Below are 21,366 nucleotides of genomic sequence, written 5' to 3'. Positions count from 1 at the left end.
TTTTTTTTTTTCTGGGGCGCCGCCCCGGGGTGTCTCCCCCCCACTTTTTGCCCGCCCCTTGGTGTTTTTTTTTTCCTACCGGGCGGGCCGCGCGGCTGATCCGGCCTGATCGACAAGACACCCCCCCAGCGCCCCGGTTAACCCAAGAGCGGCGAAACGGAAGTTACCGTCCCTCCTCGGGGCGTCCCGGACGGAACAGTCCTTCGCGGACCCTCGCGCCGGACCGCTCGGAAGATGTGCCAGAGTTGCCACGTCCGGCCTGTGAGCACGTACCGTACGCCCACACGCAGGCGCGACCGCCGGGCACATTCGGGGACCACCGGGACACCGGGAAGGGGCAGCGGGTTGACCACGCACGCACCACAGACGGCGCAGTCCGTGACGCTGCCCGCCTCGCTCGACGAGGCCGTGGCGGCGCTCACGGCCATGCCGGCCGCCGTCCCCGTCGCCGGTGGCACCGACCTGATGGCCGCCGTCAACAAGGGCCAGCTCCGCCCCGCCGGACTCGTCGGCCTGAGCCGCATCAACGAGATCCGCGGCTGGCAGTACCAGGACGGACACGCCCTCCTCGGCGCGGGCCTCACCCACGCGCGCATGGGCCGCCCCGACTTCGCCGCCCTCATCCCCGCACTCGCCGCCGCCTCCCGCGCCGCGGGACCGCCCCAGATCCGCAACGCCGGCACCCTCGGCGGCAACGTGGTCACCGCCGCGCCCACCGGCGACTCGCTGCCCGTCCTCGCCGCCCTCGAAGCCGACCTCGTCGTCCTCGGGCCGCTCGGCAGCCGCGAGATCCCCGTCTCCCACCTGCTCGCGGGACGCGACCTGCTCGCCCCCGGCGAGCTCGTCGCCTTCGTCCGCGTCCCCCTGCTCCACGCCCCCCAGGTCTTCGTCAAGGCCACCGGCCGCACCGGCCCCGCCCGCGCCACCGCCTCCGTCGCCGTCGTCCTCGACCCGGCCAGGCGCGGGGTGCGCTGCGCGGTCGGCGCCGTCGCCCCGATGCCGCTGCGCCCGCTGGAGGCGGAGCGCTGGATCGCCTCGCTCGTGGACTGGGACAACGACCGGGGGCTCGCGCCGGAGGCGCTCACCGCGTTCGGCGAGTACGTCGCCGCCGCCTGCATCCCGGACCCGCAGGGCGACGAACAGTTGCCGCCTGCCGTACTGCACCTGCGGCGCACCGTCGCCGCACTCGCCCGACGGGCACTGGGGAGGGCACTGTCGTGAGCAGCAACGACCAGCAGCACCAGAACGCGGGCGGCTGGGAGCCGATCCCGCAGAGCGAGGGGTACGACGGGGACGCGACCGCGTTCGTCCAGCTGCCGCCCGACTTCATGCTGGACGGTGTCCCGCTGGAGGCGCCCGGCCACGGCTACGTGCCGCCGATGATCACCCCGCTGCAGCCGCTCGCCCCGTCGCCGGCGACGGACCCGTCGGCGACGGGCTCGTGGACGGTGCACGTACCGACGCGGGCGGAGCAGACGCAGTACTTCGACGGCAGCGAGTACACGGACCAGGACGCGTCGGCCTACCAGCGGGCGGAACACTTCCCGCAGCAGGGCGAGCGCGCCGAGCGGTTCGGGCACGGCGAGCACTTCGAGCGGCCCGAGCACGTCGAGCGGCCCGAGCACTTCGAGCCCTTCGGGCCTGGTGGGACCTTCGGGCGGGGCGAGGCGTTCGGGCAGGCCGGGCGGTCCGCGTACGTCGAGGGTGACGGGAACGGCGGGCACGGCGAGTACGCCGAGCAGGATCCGCACGCGACGGCCGAGTGGCGCTTCACGGAGGTGACGGCGCCCGCCGCCGGCCCGGGCACCACGGGCCAGTGGGAGATCCCGGTCGTACCGGACACGGCGGAGGCGGCGGAGGCCGCCGGGCCGGGGCAGGAGCCGGACGGGTTCGCCGCCTCGGCCGTCAGGCCGTACGCCGAGGCCCCGGCGACCCTGCCGGGCGGCGCCCCGGCGCCGTGGGCGCTCCCGGCGGAGCCGGTCGAGGAGCCCGCGGCCGAGGCCCCGGGCGAGACGCCTGGAGACGCGGACGAGGAGCCGGGCGCGGCCCTGGACGCCGGGCAGCGGGACGGGGAGGCGGCAGCGGCCGTGGCCCTTGAGGGGACGCCGGGGGAGGGGGCGGCGGAGGAGCAGGCCGCAGCCGCGCCGGACCACGCGCCCGGCGATGAGCCCGGCCTTGTCAGCGATCAGGCCACCGATCAGGCGATGGATCACGCCCCTGGCCACGCCACGGATCAGGCGACGGATCACGTCCCCGCTCACGCCCCCGATCAGGCGACTGGTCACGCCCCCGCTCACGCCACCGATACGGCCGAGGGCCTCGCCCCCGACCCCGCGCACAGCGCGACGAGCGCCCAGGCCTCCACCGACAGTGACGAGCACCCCCACACCTCGTACACCCTCCGGGTCAACGGTGCCGACCGTCCCGTCACCGGTTCCTGGATCGGCGAGTCCCTGCTCTACGTCCTGCGTGAGCGCCTCGGTCTCGCAGGAGCGAAGGACGGATGCTCGCAGGGCGAGTGCGGCGCGTGCAACGTGCAGGTCGACGGCCGGCTCGTGGCCTCCTGCCTCGTCCCCGCGGCGACCGCCGCCGGGAGCGAGGTACGGACGGTCGAGGGCCTCGCGACCGACGGGGAGCCCTCCGACGTGCAGCGGGCCATGGCCAAGTGCGGCACCGTCCAGTGCGGCTTCTGCATCCCGGGCATGTGCATGACCGTGCACGACCTCCTTGAGGGCAACCACGCCCCCACGGAGCTGGAGGCCCGCCAGGCGCTCGCCGGCAACCTGTGCCGCTGCTCCGGCTACCGGGGCGTCCTCGAAGCAGTACGGGACGTCGTCGCCGAGCGCGAGGCGAGCGCCGCGGCCACCGCGCCCGAGGGCGCCGACGAACCCCGTGTACCGCACCAGATCCCGCACCCGCACGACGGAGGCATGGCGTGAGCAGCGACGCGACCACCGCCGTTCCCACGGCCCCCATCCTGGACACCTCCGGTGCCCCGGGACAGGAGCCGTCCGCGCACGGCCTCGGCACCTCGCTCCCGCAGGCGGAGGCGCGGGCGAAGACCGAGGGCACCTTCCCGTACGCCTCCGACCTGTGGGCCGAGGGCCTGCTCTGGGCCGCGATCCTGCGCTCGCCCCACCCGCACGCGCGCATCGTGTCCGTCGACACCAGCGCCGCGACCGCCATGCCGGGCGTACGGGCCGTGGTGACGGCCGCCGACGTGCCGGGCGCGGCGACGTACGGCCGACGGGTCGCCGACCGGCCGGTCTTCGCGTCCGAGCTGGTCCGCCACCACGGCGAGGCGCTCGCCGCGGTGGCCGCCGACCACCCCGACACGGCCCGGCTGGCCGCCGCCGCGATCAGCGTCGAGTACGAACTCCTCGACCCGGTCACCGACCCGGAGAAGGCGTTCGCGGCGGAGGCGCTGCACCCCGACGGGAACCTGATCCGGCACATCCCGCTGCGGTTCGGCGACCCGGACGCGGCCGGCGAGGTCGTCGTCGAGGGTCTGTACCGGATCGGGCGCCAGGACCCGGCGCCGATCGGCGCGGAGGCGGGTCTCGCCGTGCCGCGCCCCGACGGCGGTGTGGAGATCTACACGGCCTCGACCGACCCGCACACCGACCGCGACCTGGCGGCCGCCTGCTTCGGACTGCCGCCCGAGCAGGTGAAGCTGGTCGTGACCGGTGTCCCTGGCGCCACCGGCGACCGTGAGGACCCGGGGTTCCAGATCCCGCTGGGCCTCCTCGCGCTGCGCACCGGCTGCCCGGTCAAGCTCACGGCGACGCGCGAGGAGTCGTTCCTCGGCCACGCCCACCGCCACCCGACCCTGCTGCGCTACCGGCACCACGCGGACGCGGAGGGACGCCTGGTGAAGGTGGAGGCGCAGATCCTGCTCGACGCGGGCGCGTACGCCGACTCCTCGTCCGAGTCCCTGGCGGCGGCCGTGGCCTTCGCCTGCGGCCCGTACGTCGTCCCGCACGCCTTCGTCGAAGGGTGGGCGGTCCGTACGAACAACCCGCCGTCCGGCCATGTGCGGGGCGAGGGCGCGATGCAGGTCTGCGCGGCGTACGAGGCGCAGATGGACAAACTGGCGGCGAAACTGGGCGTGGACCCGGCCGAGCTGCGCATGCGGAACGTCATGGCGACGGGCGACATCCTGCCCACGGGCCAGACGGTGACCTGCCCGGCGCCGGTGGCCGAACTGCTCGCGGCGGTACGGGACTTCCCCCTCCCCGCCCTCCCCAAGGACACCCCGGAGGGGGACTGGCTGCTGCCCGGCGGCCCCGAGGGCGCGGGCGAACCCGGCGCGGTACGGCGGGGCGTGGGGTACGCGCTCGGCATGGTGCACATGCTGGGCGCGGAGGGCACGGACGAGGTGTCGACGGCGACGGTACGCATCCAGGACGGGGTCGCGACGGTCATCTGCTCCGCGGTGGACACCGGTTCCGGCTTCTCGACGCTCGCCCGCCAGATCGTGCAGGACACCCTCGGCATCGACGAGGTGCACGTCGCGCCCGTCGACACCGACCAGCCGCCGGCGGGACCGGCCGCCCACGGCCGTCACACCTGGGTCTCGGGCGGGGCGGTGGAACGGGCCGCGAAGATGGTCCGCACCCAGCTTCTCCAGCCGCTGGCCCACCAGTTCGGCATGTCGACGGAGCTCCTCCAGATCACCGACGGCAAGATCACCTCGTACGACGGGGTCCTCTCGACTACGGTCACCGAGGCGATGGACGGCAAGGAACTCTGGGCGACCGCCCAGTGCCGCCCCCACCCCACGGAACCCCTCGACGACTCGGGCCAGGGCGACGCGTTCGTCGGCCTCGCGTTCTGCGCGATCCGCGCGGTGGTCGACGTCGACATCGAACTCGGCGCCGTACGCGTCGTGGAGATGGCCGTCGCCCAGGACGTCGGCCGCATCCTCAACCCGGCGCAGCTCACCACCCGCATCGAGGCGGGCGTCACACAGGGCGTCGGCGCGGCCCTCACGGAGAACCTCCGCACCGCCCGCGGTCTGGTCCGCCACCCCGACTTCACGGGTTACGCACTCCCGACATCCCTGGATGCCCCGGACATTCGCATCGTGAAACTGGTCGAGGAACGCGACGTGGTGGCCCCATTCGGAGCCAAGGCGGCGAGCGCGATCCCCGTCGTCACCTCACCCGCCGCAGTGGCCTCAGCAGTACGCGCGGCGACCGGCCGCCCGATCAACCGCCTCCCGATCCGCCCCCAGGCGGCCGTTGCCGTGCCCAATTCGTAACCACGTGATGTCCGTTGCTTGTGCAACCCCGGGGTGCGCACTGTCGTCGTTCCCAACTACAGTGAACTTCTAGACTTGGTAGGACGCGGCACAGTTGTTCACACGGGGGAGGATCGCGGGATGGAAGCCTACGTAGGGGGCATGGCGTCCGGGATGCGGACGCAGGCCGTGAAGTACAGCGCCGACTCCATGGAGACGTTCCGGAAGGGCGTCGAGGGCCTCATCGAGCAGCTCCAGGGATCGGAGGCCGGTCCCGGGAAGCTGAAGGATCAGCCGGTGTCCCGCCCCCAGTTCGGCGGCGGCGGCGCCGCCTGGGGCGAGGCCCAGGGCGCCTACGCGGCGTACGACGGGACCCTCTCCCGCCTGGTGGAACTCTCCGGTCTGCTCAAGGACTGCCTGGAGGGCCTGGGGATCGCGGTGGTCGCCTCGAAGAACGGCTTCGAGGAGATGGACGACGACATCAAGCGCAAGATGATCGAGATCCACCAGCGGACCTACGAGGCCAAGGAGAAGGCCGAGAAGGCAGCGGGCAACGGAGCGCCGGCCGGCGAAGGCGGCGAAACCACCGAGGGTGGCGGCGACTACAAGTAGGCCGGCGCGGACGGAATTTCGGGGACACGGGGAAGAGGCGAGAGATGAGGCCTGCAGAGGGCGGCGGAGGCGGCGGAACCAACTTCCGCGCCATGTCGCATCAGCAGATGTTGGCGTGGCTGGACGAGGCCAGTAGCTACTACGTGGGCGATGCGGCGGGGCGGCTGAAGTCGGTCGCGGCGCAGCTGGAGAAGATCGCCTCCGAACTGCAGACCAGCATGCAGCGCATGGACTGGGAGGGCGAGGCCGAGAAGGCGTTCGCCGAGTGGGCCAACAACGTGGCCAACTCGACGAAGGCGCTCGCGGACTACAGCGAGGGCGGCGCGAAGTGGATGGAGGAGAACTCCATCGCCATCGCCTCGGCGCAGAGCGCCATGCCCCGGTACACGTCCCACGCCTCCGCCAAGGAGAACCTCGAAGCGGCGCTGAAGTACCGCAACGACCCCGACTCCCGGACGATCGCCGGCAACGCGCGGTCCTCGATGGCCGCGAGCGAGGAGCTCGCGGCCATCGAGGCCAAGGAAGCGGCGAACAAGGAGGCGGCGGCGAAGGAGATGGACCGCCTCTCGGAGGCGTACAAGTGGTCCACCTTCCATATGGACAACAACAAGCCGCCGACGTTCCCGCCGCCGCCGGGGGCGTTCGTTCCGCCGGACACCGGCCGTGGCCGGCAGGGCGAGACCGAGCGCGTCCAGTACCCGACGAGTGACAGCCGTACCACGGGCACGGACACCAGTACCAGCACCAGCACGAGCACCACACGCTCGCAGCAGGACACGCGGACCTCGTCCGACACGAATGTCGTCCAGACCACGGGTGATCCGACAAGGCCGACGCATGTCGTACGCCCCGAGGTCCGGCCCGACGTCCCCGTGGACCTGGGCATCGACAGCGTCGACACCCTCCCGCCGACCACGACCGGACCGACGACGCAGACCCCGGGCGGTCCGCCGCCGGTCACCAAGCCGGACGGTGGTACGCCTCCGTTCATGACCACCGGCATGCCCCCGCTTCCCGGTAGGGGCGGCCCTGGGACACCGCCTCCCACCGGCCCCGTCACCGGCGGCACCCGCAACCCGCTGAACACCGGCGGCCCGCGCGGCCTGCCGGGCGGTGCTCGCGAGGGCATCAGCGGCGGCAAGGCGGTGCCCAGCACGCAGGGGCGCCCCCAGACGGGCCTCCCGCGCAGCACCGTCATCGGTGGAGAGCAGGGTGGACGCAACGCCACCGGCATGGGCCGCGGTCCCATGGGCGGCGGCATGGGCGGTCCGATGGGCGGCGGCATGGGTGCCGGCCAGAACGGCATCAGCGGCGGACGCCGGCTCGCCGGCGAGTCCGGCGGAGTCGTCGGCGGCAAGGCGCAGCGCCCCGGCGCCGCCGGTGCCGCGGGTGGCGCACGGCCCTTCACGCCCGGTGGCTCCGGCCTCGTGCGCGGAGGCGCCACGCCGGCCGGTCGCGAGCGCGAGGAGCAGAACGGAGAGCGTCCCGACTACCTTGTCGAGGACGAGGAGACCTGGCAGCAGGGCAACCGCCGCGCGGCGCCGCCCGTCATCGACTGATCAGCGCGAGGAAGCAGATGTCTACCAGCAGTATGCGACGGAGCCGTGTCCGAGTCACCGCCTCGGCCGCCTTGGGGATGCTGCTGGTGGGCATCGCTTCCGTCCCTGCCCAGGCAGCGGGTGTCAGGGACCGGCAGTGGCACCTCGACGCCATGGGAGCCGAGGAGATCTGGCAGCTCAGCACGGGCAAGGGCGTCACGGTCGCGGTGATCGACAGCGGTGTCGAGGACACCCACCCGGACCTCCAGGGGCAGGTTCTGGACGGAAAGGACCTGGCCCCCGGGGCGGCGGGAGACGAGCACACCGACGTCGAAGGTCACGGCACGGGCATGGCGGGGATCATCGCCGGCACGGGCAAGGCCAACGGAGGGGCGGGGGCGTTCGGCCTCGCCCCCGGGGTGAAGATCCTCCCGGTCCGGCTTCCCGCTCCCGATCAGGACCGCAGTGCGGCCGACGCGGACAAGCAGTTCAACAAGCTGGCCCCCGAAGCCATCCGCTTCGCGGTCGACTCCGGTGCCAAGGTCATCAACATCTCGCAAGGTGCCAAGTCGGGCTCGCAAGAGCTCACGGATGCGGTCAAGTACGCCCTCGACAAGGGAGCTCTCGTCTTCGCGTCCGTCGGCAACACCGGCGACAAGGGCAACATCGTGGAGTACCCAGGGGCGACCCCCGGCGTCGTCGGCGTCGGTGCGGTCGACAAAAAGGCGACGCGGGTCCCGATGTCCCAGTACGGGCGACAGGTCGACATCGTCGCCCCCGGCAAGGACATCGTCGCCGCCTGCGACGACGGCGGAGTCTGCAAGTCCTCCGGCACCAGTGACGCCACCGCCCTCGCCTCCGCCTCCGCCGCGCTCCTCTGGGCGAAGCACCCCGACTGGACCAACAACCAGGTCCTCAAGGTCATGCTCAACACCGTCGCCAAGCCCTCCGGGGGCGAGAAGCGCAGCGACTTCGTCGGGTACGGCGCCATCCGCCCGCTCCGTACGCTGAAGACGCCCGGTGACCCCGGTCCGGCCGGCGTCCGGCCCATCGACGACCTCACCGAGGCCGCGACCACCACGCCTTCCGCTCCCGACGAGCTGCCCTCGGCCGACCCGGGGCCGGTGGAGCCCTCCTCCGCGGCACCCGCGCCGGGACCCGTCGCGAGCGAGGAGGGCGGCGACACCGGGCTGTGGATCGGACTCGGCATCGGCGCGGCCGTCCTGATCGGCGCCGCCGTCGCCGTATCCGTACTCCGTTCACGCCGGGGCTGAACTCAAGTCAGGCAGCGGCCCCATCCAGTCGCGCGGCACCAGCCCTTACGGCTGTTCCTCCGGGGGCGACCACGGGGCGGCCCGAGGGTGGCGGCTCACGTGCCGTAGACCGGCATGGCGTACACCCGGCCGCCGCGGGCGATGAAGACGCGGTTGCCGTCGCTCGCCATCTGGTAGGGGCCCAGGCGCTGCATCTTCGCGGTGAACAGGTGCTCGTGGGTGATCTTGTGACGGACGTCGACCACGCTGTTGTCGGGTGTGTGGATCCAGACCGTGGCGCCCGCCACGACAGGCGGGTTGAAGGTGCCGGTGCCCGTCCCGTCGCTCTCCAGGACCTCGTACCAGTCGTGGACCGGGTGGTGGATGTCCACCATGGTGCTGTAGCGATACGCGTGGTAGCCGTCGACGGCGATGACGAAGTCGCCGTCCGCGGCCGGCGTCCCCCAGCCCGGACCCGTGTCGCTCTTGGCCTCTTCCTCCCACAGGAAGTCGCCGCGGTCGAGCCGGCGGGCCATGAGCGTGCGGCCGCCGAGATAGGCGATGTTGTCGCCGAGGACGGGGATCTGGCCGTCGGTGCCCTGGTTCTTGACCTCCCAGTCCGTCTCCCCCGTCTCGGTGTAGAGCGCGGCGACGTAGCCGTCCCTGCCGTGGATCACGAGCCGCTTTCGGCCCACGGCGGCCTTCGCGGCGCCGTTGTGGGAGCGGGGGGACGTCATCGGGCGTGTCCAGGTGGTGGCGAGGGTCCAGGCGTCGAGCGCGCGGAGTTCGTTGTTCTTGGTCACCAGGTAGACATGGGTGTCGTCGGCTGCGAGGACGTCCTCGACGTCGTCCTGGGACTGCCAGACGGGCTTGCCGGAGGAGGCGACGAAGGCGCGCACGACGCCGTTCCTGTCGACGCCCACGACGAGCCGGTCGGCGACGGAGACGTAACCGGCGTCGGCGTCGATCGTCTTCGCCCGCCACCGTTCCTTGCCGTCCTTGACGGAGAGCGCGAGCAGCCCGCCGGTCTTCGCCTGCAGGATCACCACGTCCCGTACGGGCAGTGGCAGCTGACCGTTCGCCGCCGCGAGGTCCTGGGGTCCCCACAGGGGCTTGGGGACCTCGCCGTACGCGGTGTCGATGATCGAGACGAAGGCCGCCTCGGGAGTCGCCACGGCGGGTGGCACGTCGGCGGTCGGTGACTTCCCCTCGCGGTTCAGCCACCAGGCGCCCGTCCCGCCGCCGGCGCCCAGGACCGCCACGCCCACGGCCGCGCCGGTGAGGAAGCGGCGCCGGGTCGGCCTGCCGCCGGGTACGGCGGTCTCCTCGGGGGCCGCCAGGCGCTTCGTGGCGGTCTCGCGCCGCTTGATGTCCTCGGCGAGCGGCCCCTTGCGCCAGGCCTGGTCGGCGCCCTTCGGCGGGGCGAAGGCCTGGGCCACCTGCGCCGGTGCCGGGCGGAACGCCGGGTCCTTCGCCAGGCACGGGCCGATGAGCTCCTGGAGCTCCGGCGGCACCAGGCCCAGGTCCGGCGCGCCGTGCACGACCTCGTACTGGACCGCCGCCACGTGCGCGCCCTCGAAGGTGCGCCGGCCGCTCGCCGCATACGCGAGGACTGCGCCGAGGGAGAAGACGTCCGACGCCGGTCCGACCCGCTGCCCGAGGACCTGCTCGGGAGCCCCGTACCCGGGAGTGACCGGGATCTGGCCCGTCGTCGTGAGAGTCAGGCCGTGCTCGGGGCGGGCGATGCCGAAGTCGATGATCCGGGGGCCGGTCGAGGTGAGGACGATGTTCGCGGGCTTCAGGTCGCGGTGGACGAGCCCGGCGGTGTGGATGTCGTGCAGCGTGCGGGCGAGGTGGGCGGCGAGGGCGCGGACCGCCGGCACGCTCAGCGGCCCGTACGTACGGACGGCGACGTCGAGCGTCGGGCCGGCGAGGAACTCGGCGGCGATCCACGGCCGCCCGCCCTCCGTCTGCGCGGCGAGGACCCGGGCAACGCCACGGCTCGTGACGGCCCGCGCCATGTCGGCCTCGCGGACGAACCGCTGGGCGAGGTGCAGGTCGTGGGCGAGCTCGGGGCGGAGGACCTTGACGGCGGCGGGGACTCCTCGGGCGTCCCTGCCGACGTACACCTTGCCCATGCCGCCCTCGCCGAGGACGCCGAGAAGGCGGTACGGGCCGAGCCGGAGCGGGTCGCCGGTGGCGAGGGGCTGCGTGGTCACGAGGATGCTTTCCGGTTCGGTGGCGGGGACGGGCGGGGAGGGCCCGGGAGGGACGGGTGTTCAGGCGAAGGGGATGGCCACGACGGTCGACTCCCCGGCCCCGATGATGCGGGCCCGTTCCTTGTCGACGACGTACCGCGTGGCGTCCGTCGGGAAGACCCAGGCAGAGACGCGGGTCGACAGGTCGACGGCGCTCAGACCGCCGCGTACGGGCCCGTACGCGTACTTCGTGCCGATCACCGGCGTGGTGAGGGCGAGCGGGGTCAGCGGGCGGGCGCCGACCTTCTCCGCCCAGCGCTCGAGGCCGGCGGTGGCGCTGACGGCCACGAGCCCCTGTCCGCTCACGTTCGTGTAGACGAGGTCGCCCGCGACAGCGGGGACCCCGTAGGCCAGGGGGTCGGTGCCGCTGCCGTACTCCCAGGCGACCGCCCCGTCCGTCAGGCGGACCGCCCGGAGCCGGTCGCCGCCCGTGTAGACGTGCCGGTCGTCGGTGGCGAGCTGGCCGGGGATGAACGAGGCGGACTTCGTCAGCGGGAGCCGTCGCTGCCACAGTTGCCGGCCCGTGCGCACGTCCCGCGCCTGGATGAGGAAGGTGTCGAGGTCGCCGCTGTTCTTGCCGAGGATCAGCCGGTCCCCGACGATCTGGGCGAGCCAGGGTCGGACGCCGTCCCACTCGTACGGATGCCGCCACGCCTCCTTGCCCGTTCGCAGATCGACGGTCAGCAGATGCCAGCCGATGTTGTCCGCGTCCGGGTCGAGCTCGCGCTTGCCCAGGCGCGAGGCGGTGAAGAGGAGTCCGCCGCCCGCGGTGATGAGCTCCGTGGTCGTTCCGTCGATGCCCTTCAGCTCGATCGTCCGGGCGGCCTCCTTCCCGGTGCGCGGCGCGAGCGTACGGATCTTGAGGACGCCGGGGCCCTCGAACGGGCCGTCGGAGAGGTAGAAGTTCGTGCCGTCCGTGGTGACCTGGTGGGGTTCCATGACCGCGGATTCGGACCAGAGTTCGCTGCCGTCCTTCGTGTCGACGGCGCGGAAGGAGATGGTCTCGGCGAAGCCGACGACGTCGTCTCCGGCGAGCAGCTGCGTGGTGCTCTGTTCGCGGTCGAGGACCGAGTCCTGCCACAGCGCGGCGGGCGCGCCGTCGGCGGCGGTCGTGGCGGGGATCGCGGTGGGGCCGGTCGGGGCGGGAGAGCCGCCTGCGCCCTGGGAGGTGTCGCGGGAGCCGAGCCATGCCCACACTCCGGCGCCCGCTCCCGCGAGGCCGAGGAGGGAGCCGCCGCCCAGGGTGAGGGCGCGGCGGCGGGAGAGCGGGGTGCTCGGGGCGGTCTCCGCGACGGCCGGGCCCGCCGGGGCCGGGAGGCGGTACGGGGCGTGCAGCCAGACGTCCGTCGCGCGGCGGGCGATGTCGGTGAGGAGCAGGGGCGGGAGGTGGTCCGCGAACTCGCCGTGGCCGTCGTGGAGGTGGTTGATCAGCGTGCCGGTGGTGGGGCGTGCGGCCGGGTCCTTGGCGAGGCAGGCCGTCAGGAGCGGAAGAAGAGCCTCCGGTACGCCGGTGAGGTCGGGATCGGCATAGCGGACGCGGTAGAGGAGGTCGGCGGGGGAGCCCGTACCGAAGGGGCCGTGGCCGGTGGCCGCGAAGACGAGGACGCCGGCGAGCGCGAACACGTCACCCGCCGGCGGGTGTTCCTGGCCGCTCGCCTGCTCCGGCGACATGAAGGCGGGCGTGCCGGCCGCCGCTCCGGTACGCGTCAGGTGGTCGTCGCCGGCCGCGCGGGCGATGCCGAAGTCGATGATCTTCGGGCCGTACGCGGTGACGAGGACGTTCGACGGCTTGAGGTCGCGGTGGACCACGTCCGAGGAGTGGAGCTGGGCGAGGGCCCCGGCGAGCGCGGCGCCCAGCGCGCGGACGGTCGGCTCGGGGAGCGGGCCGCCGAGGGCGACGGCGTCGTCGAGCGGCGGCCCGAGGACGTACTCGGTGGCCAGCCACGGAGTCTCGGCCAGCGGGTCGGCGTCGACGACGGCCGCGCCGTGCCGGGCGCCGATGATCCGAGCCGCGTCCGTCTCCAGGCGGAAACGGGTACGGAAGGCGGGGTCGGTGGCGAGCCGCGCGTGCACGGTCTTGAGGGCGACGGTACGGCCGCCGGGAGTGCGGGCCAGGTAGACCGTGCCCATGCCGCCGGAGCCGAGGCGGGCGAGGAGACGGTACGTGGCGACGGCGGCGGGGTCGTCGTGGGTCAGGGGCGACAGCATGAGGTCAGGTCCGTCAGATCCAGGGAGAGGAGAGGTGATCGGGGGCTTTCAGACCCGGGCCGGCGCCGGGAGTTCGACGGCGAGGAGTTCGGCGGACTGGCGGGCCAGCGCGGCGACCACCCGGCCCGGCAGCCAGCCGGGTGCGAGGAGGGAGCCGGCGGAGTTCAGCACCGTCGCGTGGGCGGTCGGCGGGGTCAGCGAGGCCATCAGGGCGGCGGCGGTGGGCCGGTCGGCTGGGTCGCGGGCCAGGCAGGCGGCGATCGACGCGCGCAGGGCGGGCGGGATCTCGTCCCGCTCGGGGACGGTGTGCCCGGTGGCGGCGTACGCGAGGACGGCGCCCAGCGCGAAGACGTCACCCGGCGGCCGGGGGCGGCCCCCCGACGCCTGTTCCGGGGCGAGCGCCCCCGGGTCGAGGCCCGGCAGTCCGGTGCGCGGCTCGCCGTCGGCCGAGGCGGCCCGTACCGCGCCGTAACAGGTGAGCCGGGGGCCGTCGGCGGTGAGCAGGACGGCGGCCGGGGACACCCCGGCGTGCGTGAGGCCCTGGCCGTGCGCGGCGGACAGCGCCTCGGCGAGGGTGGCGCCGATGGCCCGGACGGTGGCCTCGGGCAGCGGGCCGCCGTGGACGGCCAGGGCCACCGGGAGCGGAAGCGCCGGGACGTACGGGCTCGCGTACCAGGGGGCTTCGCCGGGGCCCGACACGTCGGTCACCGGGGCGATCCAGGGGCCGAGGAGGTACCGGGCGGCGTCGGCCTCGGCGGCGAACCGGCCGGGGTCTGTGCCGGGTAGCGGGGTGCTCAGGAGCACGGTGTGCATGCCGTCCTCGGTGCGGGCCACGAACCGGCGGCAGGGCGTCGCGGCGTGGGGCGGGTCGAGCCGGGTGATCAGCCGGAACGGGCCGATCCGCCGCGCGGACTCCTGCTGTGTGCGCGACTGTTCCACCGGTACCGCCCCCCGTCGTCCGTGCGCCCCGTGGTGACGGGGGCGGGCCGAGCCTACCGAGGCGAGGGCGCGGGGCCGTGCCCGGGAGCGCCGCGGGGGCGGGTTCCGCAGTGTGCGGGCCGCGGTGTGGTCTGGGAAGTCCGGGCTGTCCGGGTTGCGATGGTGAAGCCGGCGTGCGACACCTGTGAAGAACCCGGGGCGAGGCCGATTCCCCATGGGTGTGGCTCGCACGGTGGCCCATGGGACTACGATCGCCATGTTTCCGTGGGCACGGAACTTGCTGAGGCGAAGTAGGAATGATCACCGTCGCGGGGGAGAGCATGTCGTTCGATCAGGAGTGGGCGTCGGTCCGGTCCACATCCACGGACACCGTGAGCATGAGACTCAACCAGGTCGCCCCCGAGCCCGGCGGCGGAGGCGGCGGGAACGCCGACCTCGGCGTCGACCAGGACAAGCTCGGAGCCATCGGCAGCGCCGCCTACGCCCTGCACGGCCGGCTGGTCAAGGACGGGAACCACGCGCGTACGAACACCACGGAAGCGGCGACCGGCATGTCCAGCCACGGCTTCCTCACCGGTTCCGCGATGTCGACCGTCCAGGAGACGTGGAGCTCGCAGCTGAACACGCTGCTCGACGCCTGCGCCAACATCTCCAACCACCTCGACTACAGCGCTGCCTCGCACGCCAGGGAAGAGGCGGACATCAAGGCGGCCTTCTCGGCTTCCAAGATCAACGAATACCTCAAGTAGTCGGGGGACCTGCTGTGCTGACCTTTGACAACGTGTACCAGGCGCCGCTCGACAAGATGAAGGCCTCGGCCGACGACTGGTCGGCGATGAAGGGCAAGCTGGACAGGCTCGCCGACGACGCCCGTACGACGATGGCGGCCAAGGCCAAGGACGACTACTGGCGCGGGGTGAACGCCGAGGTCACGAAGCCGTTCGTGGACAAGACCGCGAAGGAGTTCGACGACGCGGCCAAGGCGGCGGACGGCATCCACAAGGTCCTCCAGGACGGCTACAACGCCTTCAAGAAGGCGAAGGACGACCTGAAGAAGATCGTCGAGACGGAGGCCCCCTCGAAGGGCTTCAAGGTGCAGTCCGACGGCAGGGTGGTGGCCCTCGAACCGCTGTCCTCGACCAAGGACCAGGGGATGCGGCACGACCCCGACTTCCAGGACATGGTCCGCAAGGAGCGCGCCGACATCGAGGCGATGCAGCGGCGGATCGACGCGATCGTCGAGACCTGCGACGACGCCGACGTGTCCTGCTCCAACGCGCTCAAGGCCAACATCACCGGGGACAAGCACAACTTCAGCGCCCCGAAGTACACCAGCCTCGACGCCGAGGAGGCGCAGCGCGCCGTCGACCTGGCGAAGAAGGGCCGGGACATCTCCCACGAGGAGCTGATGCGCCTCAACGAGCTGCTGAAGGACAACAGCGGCTCGAAGGAGTTCTCCCGGACCTTCTACGACGGCATGACGCCGAAGGGCGCGCTGGAGTTCTTCGGCCAGCTGTCCACGGACACGTACGACTACTCGAAGGTCGACAAGCAGCGCCTCGCGGACGTCCAGGACCTCCAGAGGAACCTGGGCATGAACCTGGCGACGGCGACGCAGGGCGGCGACGCGTGGACCGACAAGTGGTCGACGGAGATGCGCAAGCTGGGCACGGAGCGGATCCCGCTGGTCAAGTACGACAACAACCCGGCCTTCGGGTACCAGTTGCTCGGCGGCATCATGCGCTACGGCGACTACGACAAGAAGTTCCTGGTCCCGATCGCGGAGCATGTGACGCAGCTCCACGCGAAGGACCCGTACATGTTCGCCGACAGCAAGCCGTTGGGCGGCGGCTGGCTCAAGAACCAGTACAACCCGTCGGGCGTCAACGGCTCCGGCTTCGATCCGATGATCTCGATGCTGGAGGCGCTCGGGCACAGCCCGGAGGCGGCGAAGGACTTCTTCTCGAAGGAGCCGACGTCCTACAACAAGGACGGCAGCGTCGGGGGCACGATCGACCTGGACCCGAAGAAGGACGGGAACCAGAACGACGGCTACCTGAAGTACTTCCAGAACAAGGAGTACGAGTTCTTCCCCGACGTCGAGGGGCACAACCCGGACGACTGGACGAAGACCGCCGAGTACATGCCGGACGCCCTCGGCCACGCCCTGGAGGCGGCGACCACGGGCCACGGCTGGGACGACCCCAGCCCCCAGCTGCACCGCGACGAGAAGTCCGCCGAGATCATGAAGCAGGTCATCGACTCGTACGGGACGAACACCGAACTGCGCGAGCAGCACAAGCCGCTGATGGACAGCCTGGCCAACATGGGCGCGGCCTACATCGACGACCTGAACTACTCGACGTACAACTTCGGCGGCACCGGCGACTCCTTGGGCCGGGACCAGCTTTTCCCGGCGAGCAGCGACGGCAGCTCCCGCACGGACTTCGGAGAGGCCGCGAGTCTCCGGTTCATGAACGCCGTGGCGAGTGACGAGGACGGGTACAAGACGATGTCCGCCGCGCAGCAGGTCTTCGAGGCCAGTGGGATCAAGGCGCTGGAAAGTGACAAGGACTCCGCTCTCAGCTTCGCGCACAACGCCACCAAGGTCCACGGAATCCTCGACGAATCGCGTGTCGCGCAGATCTCCATGGACTACAAGGACCAGGAAGACGCCAAGAACCTGGCGCTCGAGCAGCAGGCGGAGTGGCGCAAATCGGCCGTCAGCGGCAGCGTCGCCGTGGTGGTCGGCGTAGGTTCGGCCGTGGTCCTCGGCCCTGCCGCCGGTCTCGTGGCGGCGACCGCTGTCCCGCTGGTCATGGAGACCGTGGGTTCCACGGTCAGCACGGGCTACGCCGCGGACACACTGCAATATCTGAAGGACAACGAGTACAAGAACGACGACGAGGCCGACGGCGCCGTCCTGGACGTGAGCAAGGCGGGGGAGGCCGCCGCGGCCGTCCCCCTCCTGAACCTGGCCGAGACGCACGGTATGACACAACAGGAGAGGCGGGACCTGATGGCGGCGGTCGAGCACTCCTACGACGCGGGCCGCCTGGACGTCCAGAACCTGACGAGGAACAAGTGACGCAGAGAACGAGGAAGACACCGGGTGCCGCGACTGCCTTCGTCGCGGTGCTGGCGCTCGCACTGACGGCGTGCTCCGGGGAAGGGGAGTCCGGTGGGACCGACCCGGAGACGGCGACCGCGCTGAAGGTCTGCGAGGAGGTCTTCGGAGCCGAAGGCGTGTCCGCGGCTCGTGCGGTCCTGGGCGACTCCGACTTCCGGGCCGAGAGTCGGCCCTTGGAGGACGTCCGGGAGTCGATGCTCAAGGAAGCGCGGGCGTACGTCCCCGGTAGCGAGGACCTGTCACGTTCCAAGTACGAGCCGTGCCGGATGTCCACGGCGGACGGAGAGAACGTCAAGCGGGTCGACGCGCGGGTCCAGTGGTCTGTCTTCACCATGGACTCCGTCACCGTGGACGACAAGGAACGGAAGTGGACCAAGGTCGCCGAGGACGTGTACGTCCAGTGGGAGCGGCAGCCGATGACCGCCCTTGTCGCCGTGATTCCCTGTCGGGTTCCCGGGGCGGCCTCCGGGCAGGAGCGGGAACTGCCGCTCCAGGTGTCTGCGCGAAGCCAAGGGATCGGCGACGGGGAAGCCCTGGCCGGCAGCCTGCTGACGCCTCTCGTGCGGGACACGCAGAAGCGGCTCGGCTGCGAGAACGCGGTTGCGGTGCCCACCTCGCTGCTGCCGAAGTGACATGGGCGGTCCGGGAGGGGCGCGACGCGTGAGGACGGCCGGGACCGTTGCCCTGTTGTTTGCCCTGTCGGCCTGTTCCTCGGGCGCGGGCGGGGGCACCGATGGGGAGCACTCCGCGTCGGCAGCCGCTCCGGGGGCGTGCGAGCTGCTCTTCGGGGAGCGGAACGTCGAAGCGCTCCGGACCGACCTCGGGGCAGGTTTCCAGCCGCACGACCGCTCGCTCACCGAGATGAAGGAGCGGATGCTCGAGGAGGCACAGGTCTGGGATCCCGATACGGACAAGCTCTCGCGAACGACCTTCCGTCCCTGCCAGATCGAGGGCCGGGTCGACGGGAAGGAAGCCTGGGTCAACGCCACGGTCGGCTGGTCGACGTACGACGTGACCTTCGTGACCGACGGGAAGCACTCGCGCGACTTCCGCGAGGTGGCGAAGGGGGTCTACCTCGACCGCCGAGAGGGGGTCGACGGCCGCCCCCTCATCATGCCGTGCACGGTCCCTGGCACCCGGCCCGGACAGGGTGAGGAACTACCGCTCCAGGTCTCCGTGGCCGACACGGACCGCACGGACCGGTCCGTGTCCACGGATCAGCTGCTGAAGGCGCTCGCGGAGAGCACCCGGGAGCTGCTCGGGTGCGCCGAGAAGGTCACCGTGCCGGAGAAACTGCTGTCCCGCTGACCTTCCGGCTCAGTCCTCCGCCGTCGCGGCCCCCGGCGTCAGCTGGGACAGGAGCAGCACCGTCGCGCGGGTGATCAGCGCCGCGAGGAGGATCGTCGCGACGCCCTCGATACGCAGTTCCGACATCTTCGGGCCCAGCCAGGACAGGAGCCACCAGATGAGGGCGTCCTGGGCGAAGCCGATGAGGCCGAAGACGGCCAGGACGGGGAGCGGGACGCGGCCGGACGGGCCGATGTGGATCAGCTGGGTGAGCACCACGATCACCAGGGTGGCGACGAGGACGGAGAGGATCACCATCGTCGTCTCCGCGCCCAGGGTGATGCCGGGCAGCAGGGCGCCGGCGGCGCCCACGCCCACGAGGACGCCCAGCTTGCGTCTGCCTTGATCGCTCATGCGGCGGACTTTCGCACACCCGGCGGGCGCTTGTGAAGATCTCATAAGGGAGATCGCTCGGAGACCGTGATCGGATTCGAACCGACGTAACCGGCTTTGCAGGCCGGCCCCTCAACCACTCGGGCACACGGTCGTGCGGTGCAGCGAGTACGACGGTAGGGCGGGGGCCGGGAGGGGCTCAAGGGTTCCGGAGGCCGTGCCATGCGACTGCCATGCCGCTGCCACACCGCGTTCACAGTCCTACGTCCAAGGGCCGAGCAGGACCGGGACTCCTGACAGGGGTCATCCGACGCTTCACCACTTACTCTGGGGGAATGAGCGCCCTCGAACCCCGTGACGCCGACGCCGACGTCGACGGCACTCCCGGACCCCGTGCAGCGAAAGACGACACCAGGGGGTCCGTTCTCGACCCGGACCATCGGGCGCTCAGTATCGGCATCGTCTCCGTCGTCCTGCTCATCGCCTTCGAGGCGACCGCCGTCGGCACCGCCATGCCCGTCGCCGCCCGCGAGCTGAACGGCGTCTCCCTCTACGCCTTCGCCTTCTCCGCGTACTTCACCACCAGCCTCTTCGGCATGGTCCTCGCCGGGCAGTGGTCCGACCGGCAGGGCCCCCTCGCGCCCCTGACCGCCGGCATCAGCGCCTTCGCCGCAGGGCTGCTCCTCTCCGGGACCGCCGGCGCCATGTGGCTGTTCATCCTCGGCCGGGCCGTCCAGGGCCTCGGCGGCGGCCTCGTCATCGTCGCGCTGTACGTGATCGTCGGGCGCGCCTACGCGGAACACCTCAGGCCCGCGATCATGGCCGCGTTCGCCGCCAGCTGGGTCATCCCCTCCGTCGTCGGACCCCTCGCCTCCGGAACGGTCACCGAGCACCTCGGCTGGCGCTGGGTCTTCCTCGGCATCCCCGTCCTCGTCGTCTTCCCGCTGGCCCTCGCCCTGCCCGCGATCCGCCGCACCGCCTCGGGCCCCGCGGACCCGGACGCCCCCGCCGTCCCCTGGGACGGCCCCCGGATCCGGCTGGCGCTCGGCCTGTCCGCCGGCGCCGCGCTCCTCCAGTACGGCGGCCAGGAGCTGCGCTGGCTCTCCCTGCTCCCGGCCACCGCGGGCGCCGCGCTCCTCGTGCCCACCGTCCGCGGGCTGCTGCCGCGCGGCACCTGGCGGGCGGCCCGCGGCCTGCCCTCCGTGGTCCTGCTCCGGGGCATCGCCGCCGGCGCGTTCATCGCGGCCGAGTCCTTCGTACCGCTGATGCTGGTCACCCAGCGGGGCCTGAGCCCCACCCTCGCCGGCCTCTCCCTGGCCCTCGGCGGCCTCACCTGGGCGCTCGGCTCGTACATCCAGGCCCGCCCGTGGACGGAGCCGTACCGGGAGCGGCTCGTCGTCCTCGGCATGGTCCTCGTGGCCCTCGCCATCGCGGTGGCCCCGAGTGTGCTGATCACGGCGGTGCCGGTCTGGGTGCTCGCGGCGGCCTGGGGCGTCGGCTGCCTCGGCATGGGAGCCGTGATCTCCTCGACGAGCGTGCTGCTCATGAAGCTCTCCGCGCCCGAGGAGGTGGGCGCGAACTCGGCCGCCCTGCAGATCTCCGACGGCCTCTCCAACGTCCTCCTCCTCGCCGCGGGCGGCGCGGCCTTCGCGGCGCTCGGCGGCGGCGCGGTCGGCCACGCGGTGACCTCGCACGCGGCGACCGGCTCCCACCCCGCCGCCTTCGCGGTGGTCTTCCTTCCCATGGCGGGGGTGGCGGCGGTGGGGGCGTGGGTCGCGACGCGGCTGGAGCCGGCGCCGGAGCGGACCTGAGGGCGGCAACCCATGGCACCACGTGGTACCGCCCGGTACCATGGCGTTATGGCTGGTCTGAATGTCAGGTTCACCGAGGAAGAGCTGAATGCCCTGCGCGAGCGGGCCGAGGCGGAGGGCAGCAGCATGCAGACCTTCGCGCACGACGCCGTGATCCGGGCCATAAATGAACACTCCCGTCTCTTCAACGAGGCGGCGGAGCACGTCCTGAAGGCCAGCGAGGAGCTGAACCGGAGGCTTGCGTGACGTACTACCTCACGCTTCCCGAGTTGCTGAACCTCGCCGGTCGGCTCGGGGCGGACGAGGTACGGGACTACGGCCTCCTCGACTCCGCTCTCGCGCGCCCGCAGTCGAGCGTGTTCGGGCAGGACGCCTACCCCGACATCTGGCAGAAGGCCGCGGCGCTCATGGAATCGCTGGCGCGCAACCATGGGCTCGTGGATGGGAACAAGCGCATCGCCTGGTACGCGACCTGGGTCTTCCTGCACATGAACGGCCACCCGCTGGACTCCGGCTTCGACGTGGACGAAGCCGAGTCGTTCGTCCTGGATGTCTGCCAAGGCGCTCTCGACGTCCCCAAGATCGCCGCACATCTGCCGAGGTTCGCGCGCTGAGCCGAGGATGTGACGCTCACCGCACGGCGCGAGGTCAGGGCCACCCCCGCCCCGTTTCGTACGAGGTTCCGACCGGGCCAC

The 21,366-nt window shown here is 72.1% G+C and carries 17 protein-coding genes and 1 tRNA gene; 13 read left to right on the top strand and 5 right to left on the bottom strand.

Features of this window, described 5'->3' with window-relative positions; all coding sequences use genetic code 11:
• The first annotated feature begins 345 nt into the window (after positions 1 to 345).
• From ACFVYX_RS02615 to mycP, 6 genes are all read left to right on the top strand, one after another.
• On the top strand, positions 346 to 1,221 hold the full coding sequence (locus ACFVYX_RS02615) for an FAD binding domain-containing protein (protein ID WP_384100217.1): 876 nt from the start codon (positions 346 to 348) through the stop codon (positions 1,219 to 1,221).
• Positions 1,218 to 2,939 carry a 2Fe-2S iron-sulfur cluster-binding protein gene (locus ACFVYX_RS02610; protein WP_389679431.1) on the top strand — a complete coding sequence of 574 codons (1,722 nt, stop codon included), beginning with the start codon at positions 1,218 to 1,220 and terminating at the stop codon, positions 2,937 to 2,939. Before ACFVYX_RS02615 ends, ACFVYX_RS02610 begins: the two co-directional genes overlap by 4 nt.
• Positions 2,936 to 5,263, top strand: coding sequence for a xanthine dehydrogenase family protein molybdopterin-binding subunit (locus ACFVYX_RS02605; RefSeq protein ID WP_389679430.1), 2,328 nt, complete (start codon positions 2,936 to 2,938; stop codon positions 5,261 to 5,263). The genes ACFVYX_RS02610 and ACFVYX_RS02605 overlap by 4 nt, the downstream gene beginning before the upstream one ends.
• Positions 5,264 to 5,383: 120 nt before the next feature.
• Positions 5,384 to 5,854, top strand: coding sequence for a hypothetical protein (locus ACFVYX_RS02600; RefSeq protein ID WP_389679429.1), 471 nt, complete (start codon positions 5,384 to 5,386; stop codon positions 5,852 to 5,854).
• Between the two features lie 92 nt (positions 5,855 to 5,946).
• Positions 5,947 to 7,413 carry a hypothetical protein gene (locus tag ACFVYX_RS02595; RefSeq protein WP_389679428.1) on the top strand — a complete coding sequence of 489 codons (1,467 nt, stop codon included), beginning with the start codon at positions 5,947 to 5,949 and terminating at the stop codon, positions 7,411 to 7,413.
• A 17-nt stretch (positions 7,414 to 7,430) separates the two neighbouring features.
• Entirely contained in the window at positions 7,431 to 8,666 is a 1,236-nt protein-coding gene (mycP, locus tag ACFVYX_RS02590; RefSeq protein WP_389679427.1) for a type VII secretion-associated serine protease mycosin, read from the top strand.
• A 95-nt stretch (positions 8,667 to 8,761) separates the two neighbouring features.
• Here the strand turns inward: mycP and ACFVYX_RS02585 are convergent, their stop codons facing one another.
• Genes ACFVYX_RS02585 through ACFVYX_RS02575 form a run of 3 tightly spaced genes read right to left on the bottom strand, consistent with a single transcriptional unit; the run spans position 8,762 to position 14,050 of the window.
• Complete coding sequence (locus tag ACFVYX_RS02585; RefSeq protein WP_389679426.1) at positions 8,762 to 10,864, bottom strand: PQQ-binding-like beta-propeller repeat protein; 2,103 nt, start codon at positions 10,862 to 10,864, stop codon at positions 8,762 to 8,764.
• 60 nt (positions 10,865 to 10,924) lie between these two features.
• The gene (locus tag ACFVYX_RS02580) at positions 10,925 to 13,111 is read right to left on the bottom strand and encodes a protein kinase (protein ID WP_389679425.1); all 2,187 of its coding nucleotides are present in this window, start codon (positions 13,109 to 13,111) and stop codon (positions 10,925 to 10,927) included.
• Between the two features lie 48 nt (positions 13,112 to 13,159).
• Positions 13,160 to 14,050, bottom strand: a complete 891-nt coding sequence (locus ACFVYX_RS02575; protein WP_389679424.1) for a serine/threonine protein kinase — start codon at positions 14,048 to 14,050, stop codon at positions 13,160 to 13,162.
• Between the two features lie 320 nt (positions 14,051 to 14,370).
• Here ACFVYX_RS02575 and ACFVYX_RS02570 point away from each other — a divergent pair, with 320 nt between their 5' ends.
• Genes ACFVYX_RS02570 through ACFVYX_RS02555 form a run of 4 tightly spaced genes read left to right on the top strand, consistent with a single transcriptional unit; the run spans position 14,371 to position 18,488 of the window.
• The gene (locus tag ACFVYX_RS02570; protein WP_389679423.1) at positions 14,371 to 14,799 is read left to right on the top strand and encodes a hypothetical protein; all 429 of its coding nucleotides are present in this window, start codon (positions 14,371 to 14,373) and stop codon (positions 14,797 to 14,799) included.
• A 14-nt stretch (positions 14,800 to 14,813) separates the two neighbouring features.
• On the top strand, positions 14,814 to 17,138 hold the full coding sequence (locus tag ACFVYX_RS02565; RefSeq protein WP_389679422.1) for a hypothetical protein: 2,325 nt from the start codon (positions 14,814 to 14,816) through the stop codon (positions 17,136 to 17,138).
• Complete coding sequence (locus ACFVYX_RS02560; protein ID WP_389679421.1) at positions 17,135 to 17,812, top strand: hypothetical protein; 678 nt, start codon at positions 17,135 to 17,137, stop codon at positions 17,810 to 17,812. Before ACFVYX_RS02565 ends, ACFVYX_RS02560 begins: the two co-directional genes overlap by 4 nt.
• 55 nt (positions 17,813 to 17,867) lie before the next feature.
• Positions 17,868 to 18,488: a hypothetical protein gene (locus ACFVYX_RS02555; RefSeq protein ID WP_389679420.1), complete on the top strand. Its 621-nt coding sequence runs from the start codon at positions 17,868 to 17,870 to the stop codon at positions 18,486 to 18,488.
• A 9-nt stretch (positions 18,489 to 18,497) separates the two neighbouring features.
• On the opposite strand, the gene ACFVYX_RS02550 is transcribed toward ACFVYX_RS02555, so the two are convergent.
• Positions 18,498 to 18,881, bottom strand: a complete 384-nt coding sequence (locus ACFVYX_RS02550) for a hypothetical protein (RefSeq protein ID WP_389679419.1) — start codon at positions 18,879 to 18,881, stop codon at positions 18,498 to 18,500.
• 61 nt (positions 18,882 to 18,942) lie between these two features.
• A tRNA-Cys gene (locus ACFVYX_RS02545) sits at positions 18,943 to 19,014 on the bottom strand.
• Between the two features lie 181 nt (positions 19,015 to 19,195).
• Here ACFVYX_RS02545 and ACFVYX_RS02540 point away from each other — a divergent pair.
• From ACFVYX_RS02540 to ACFVYX_RS02530, 3 genes are read left to right on the top strand one after another with little or no spacing between them, the layout of a single operon-like run.
• Positions 19,196 to 20,671, top strand: a complete 1,476-nt coding sequence (locus ACFVYX_RS02540) for an MFS transporter (protein ID WP_389679418.1) — start codon at positions 19,196 to 19,198, stop codon at positions 20,669 to 20,671.
• 48 nt (positions 20,672 to 20,719) lie between these two features.
• Positions 20,720 to 20,917: a hypothetical protein gene (locus ACFVYX_RS02535; RefSeq protein ID WP_389679417.1), complete on the top strand. Its 198-nt coding sequence runs from the start codon at positions 20,720 to 20,722 to the stop codon at positions 20,915 to 20,917.
• Positions 20,914 to 21,285 (top strand): type II toxin-antitoxin system death-on-curing family toxin, encoded by a 372-nt coding sequence (locus ACFVYX_RS02530; protein ID WP_389679416.1) that lies wholly within the window; start codon positions 20,914 to 20,916, stop codon positions 21,283 to 21,285. Before ACFVYX_RS02535 ends, ACFVYX_RS02530 begins: the two co-directional genes overlap by 4 nt.
• Positions 21,286 to 21,366: the final 81 nt, after the last annotated feature.

It is taken from the genome of Streptomyces sp. NPDC058326 (assembly GCF_042879855.1).
Classification (GTDB): Bacteria; Actinomycetota; Actinomycetes; order Streptomycetales; family Streptomycetaceae; genus Streptomyces.
The sequence above is the reverse complement of the archived record's forward strand: the minus strand, read 5'-3'. Positions and strand labels throughout refer to the sequence as shown.

Coding starts and splice junctions, on each gene's coding strand:
- mycP (WP_389679427.1), top strand. CDS start 7,431: ATGTCTACCAGCAGTATGCGACGGAGCCGTGTCCGAGTCACCGCCTCG.
- ACFVYX_RS02570 (WP_389679423.1), top strand. CDS start 14,371: ATGTCGTTCGATCAGGAGTGGGCGTCGGTCCGGTCCACATCCACGGAC.
- ACFVYX_RS02535 (WP_389679417.1), top strand. CDS start 20,720: ATGGCTGGTCTGAATGTCAGGTTCACCGAGGAAGAGCTGAATGCCCTG.
- ACFVYX_RS02550 (WP_389679419.1), bottom strand. CDS start 18,881: ATGAGCGATCAAGGCAGACGCAAGCTGGGCGTCCTCGTGGGCGTGGGC.
- ACFVYX_RS02600 (WP_389679429.1), top strand. CDS start 5,384: ATGGAAGCCTACGTAGGGGGCATGGCGTCCGGGATGCGGACGCAGGCC.
- ACFVYX_RS02540 (WP_389679418.1), top strand. CDS start 19,196: ATGAGCGCCCTCGAACCCCGTGACGCCGACGCCGACGTCGACGGCACT.
- ACFVYX_RS02595 (WP_389679428.1), top strand. CDS start 5,947: ATGTCGCATCAGCAGATGTTGGCGTGGCTGGACGAGGCCAGTAGCTAC.
- ACFVYX_RS02580 (WP_389679425.1), bottom strand. CDS start 13,111: ATGCTGTCGCCCCTGACCCACGACGACCCCGCCGCCGTCGCCACGTAC.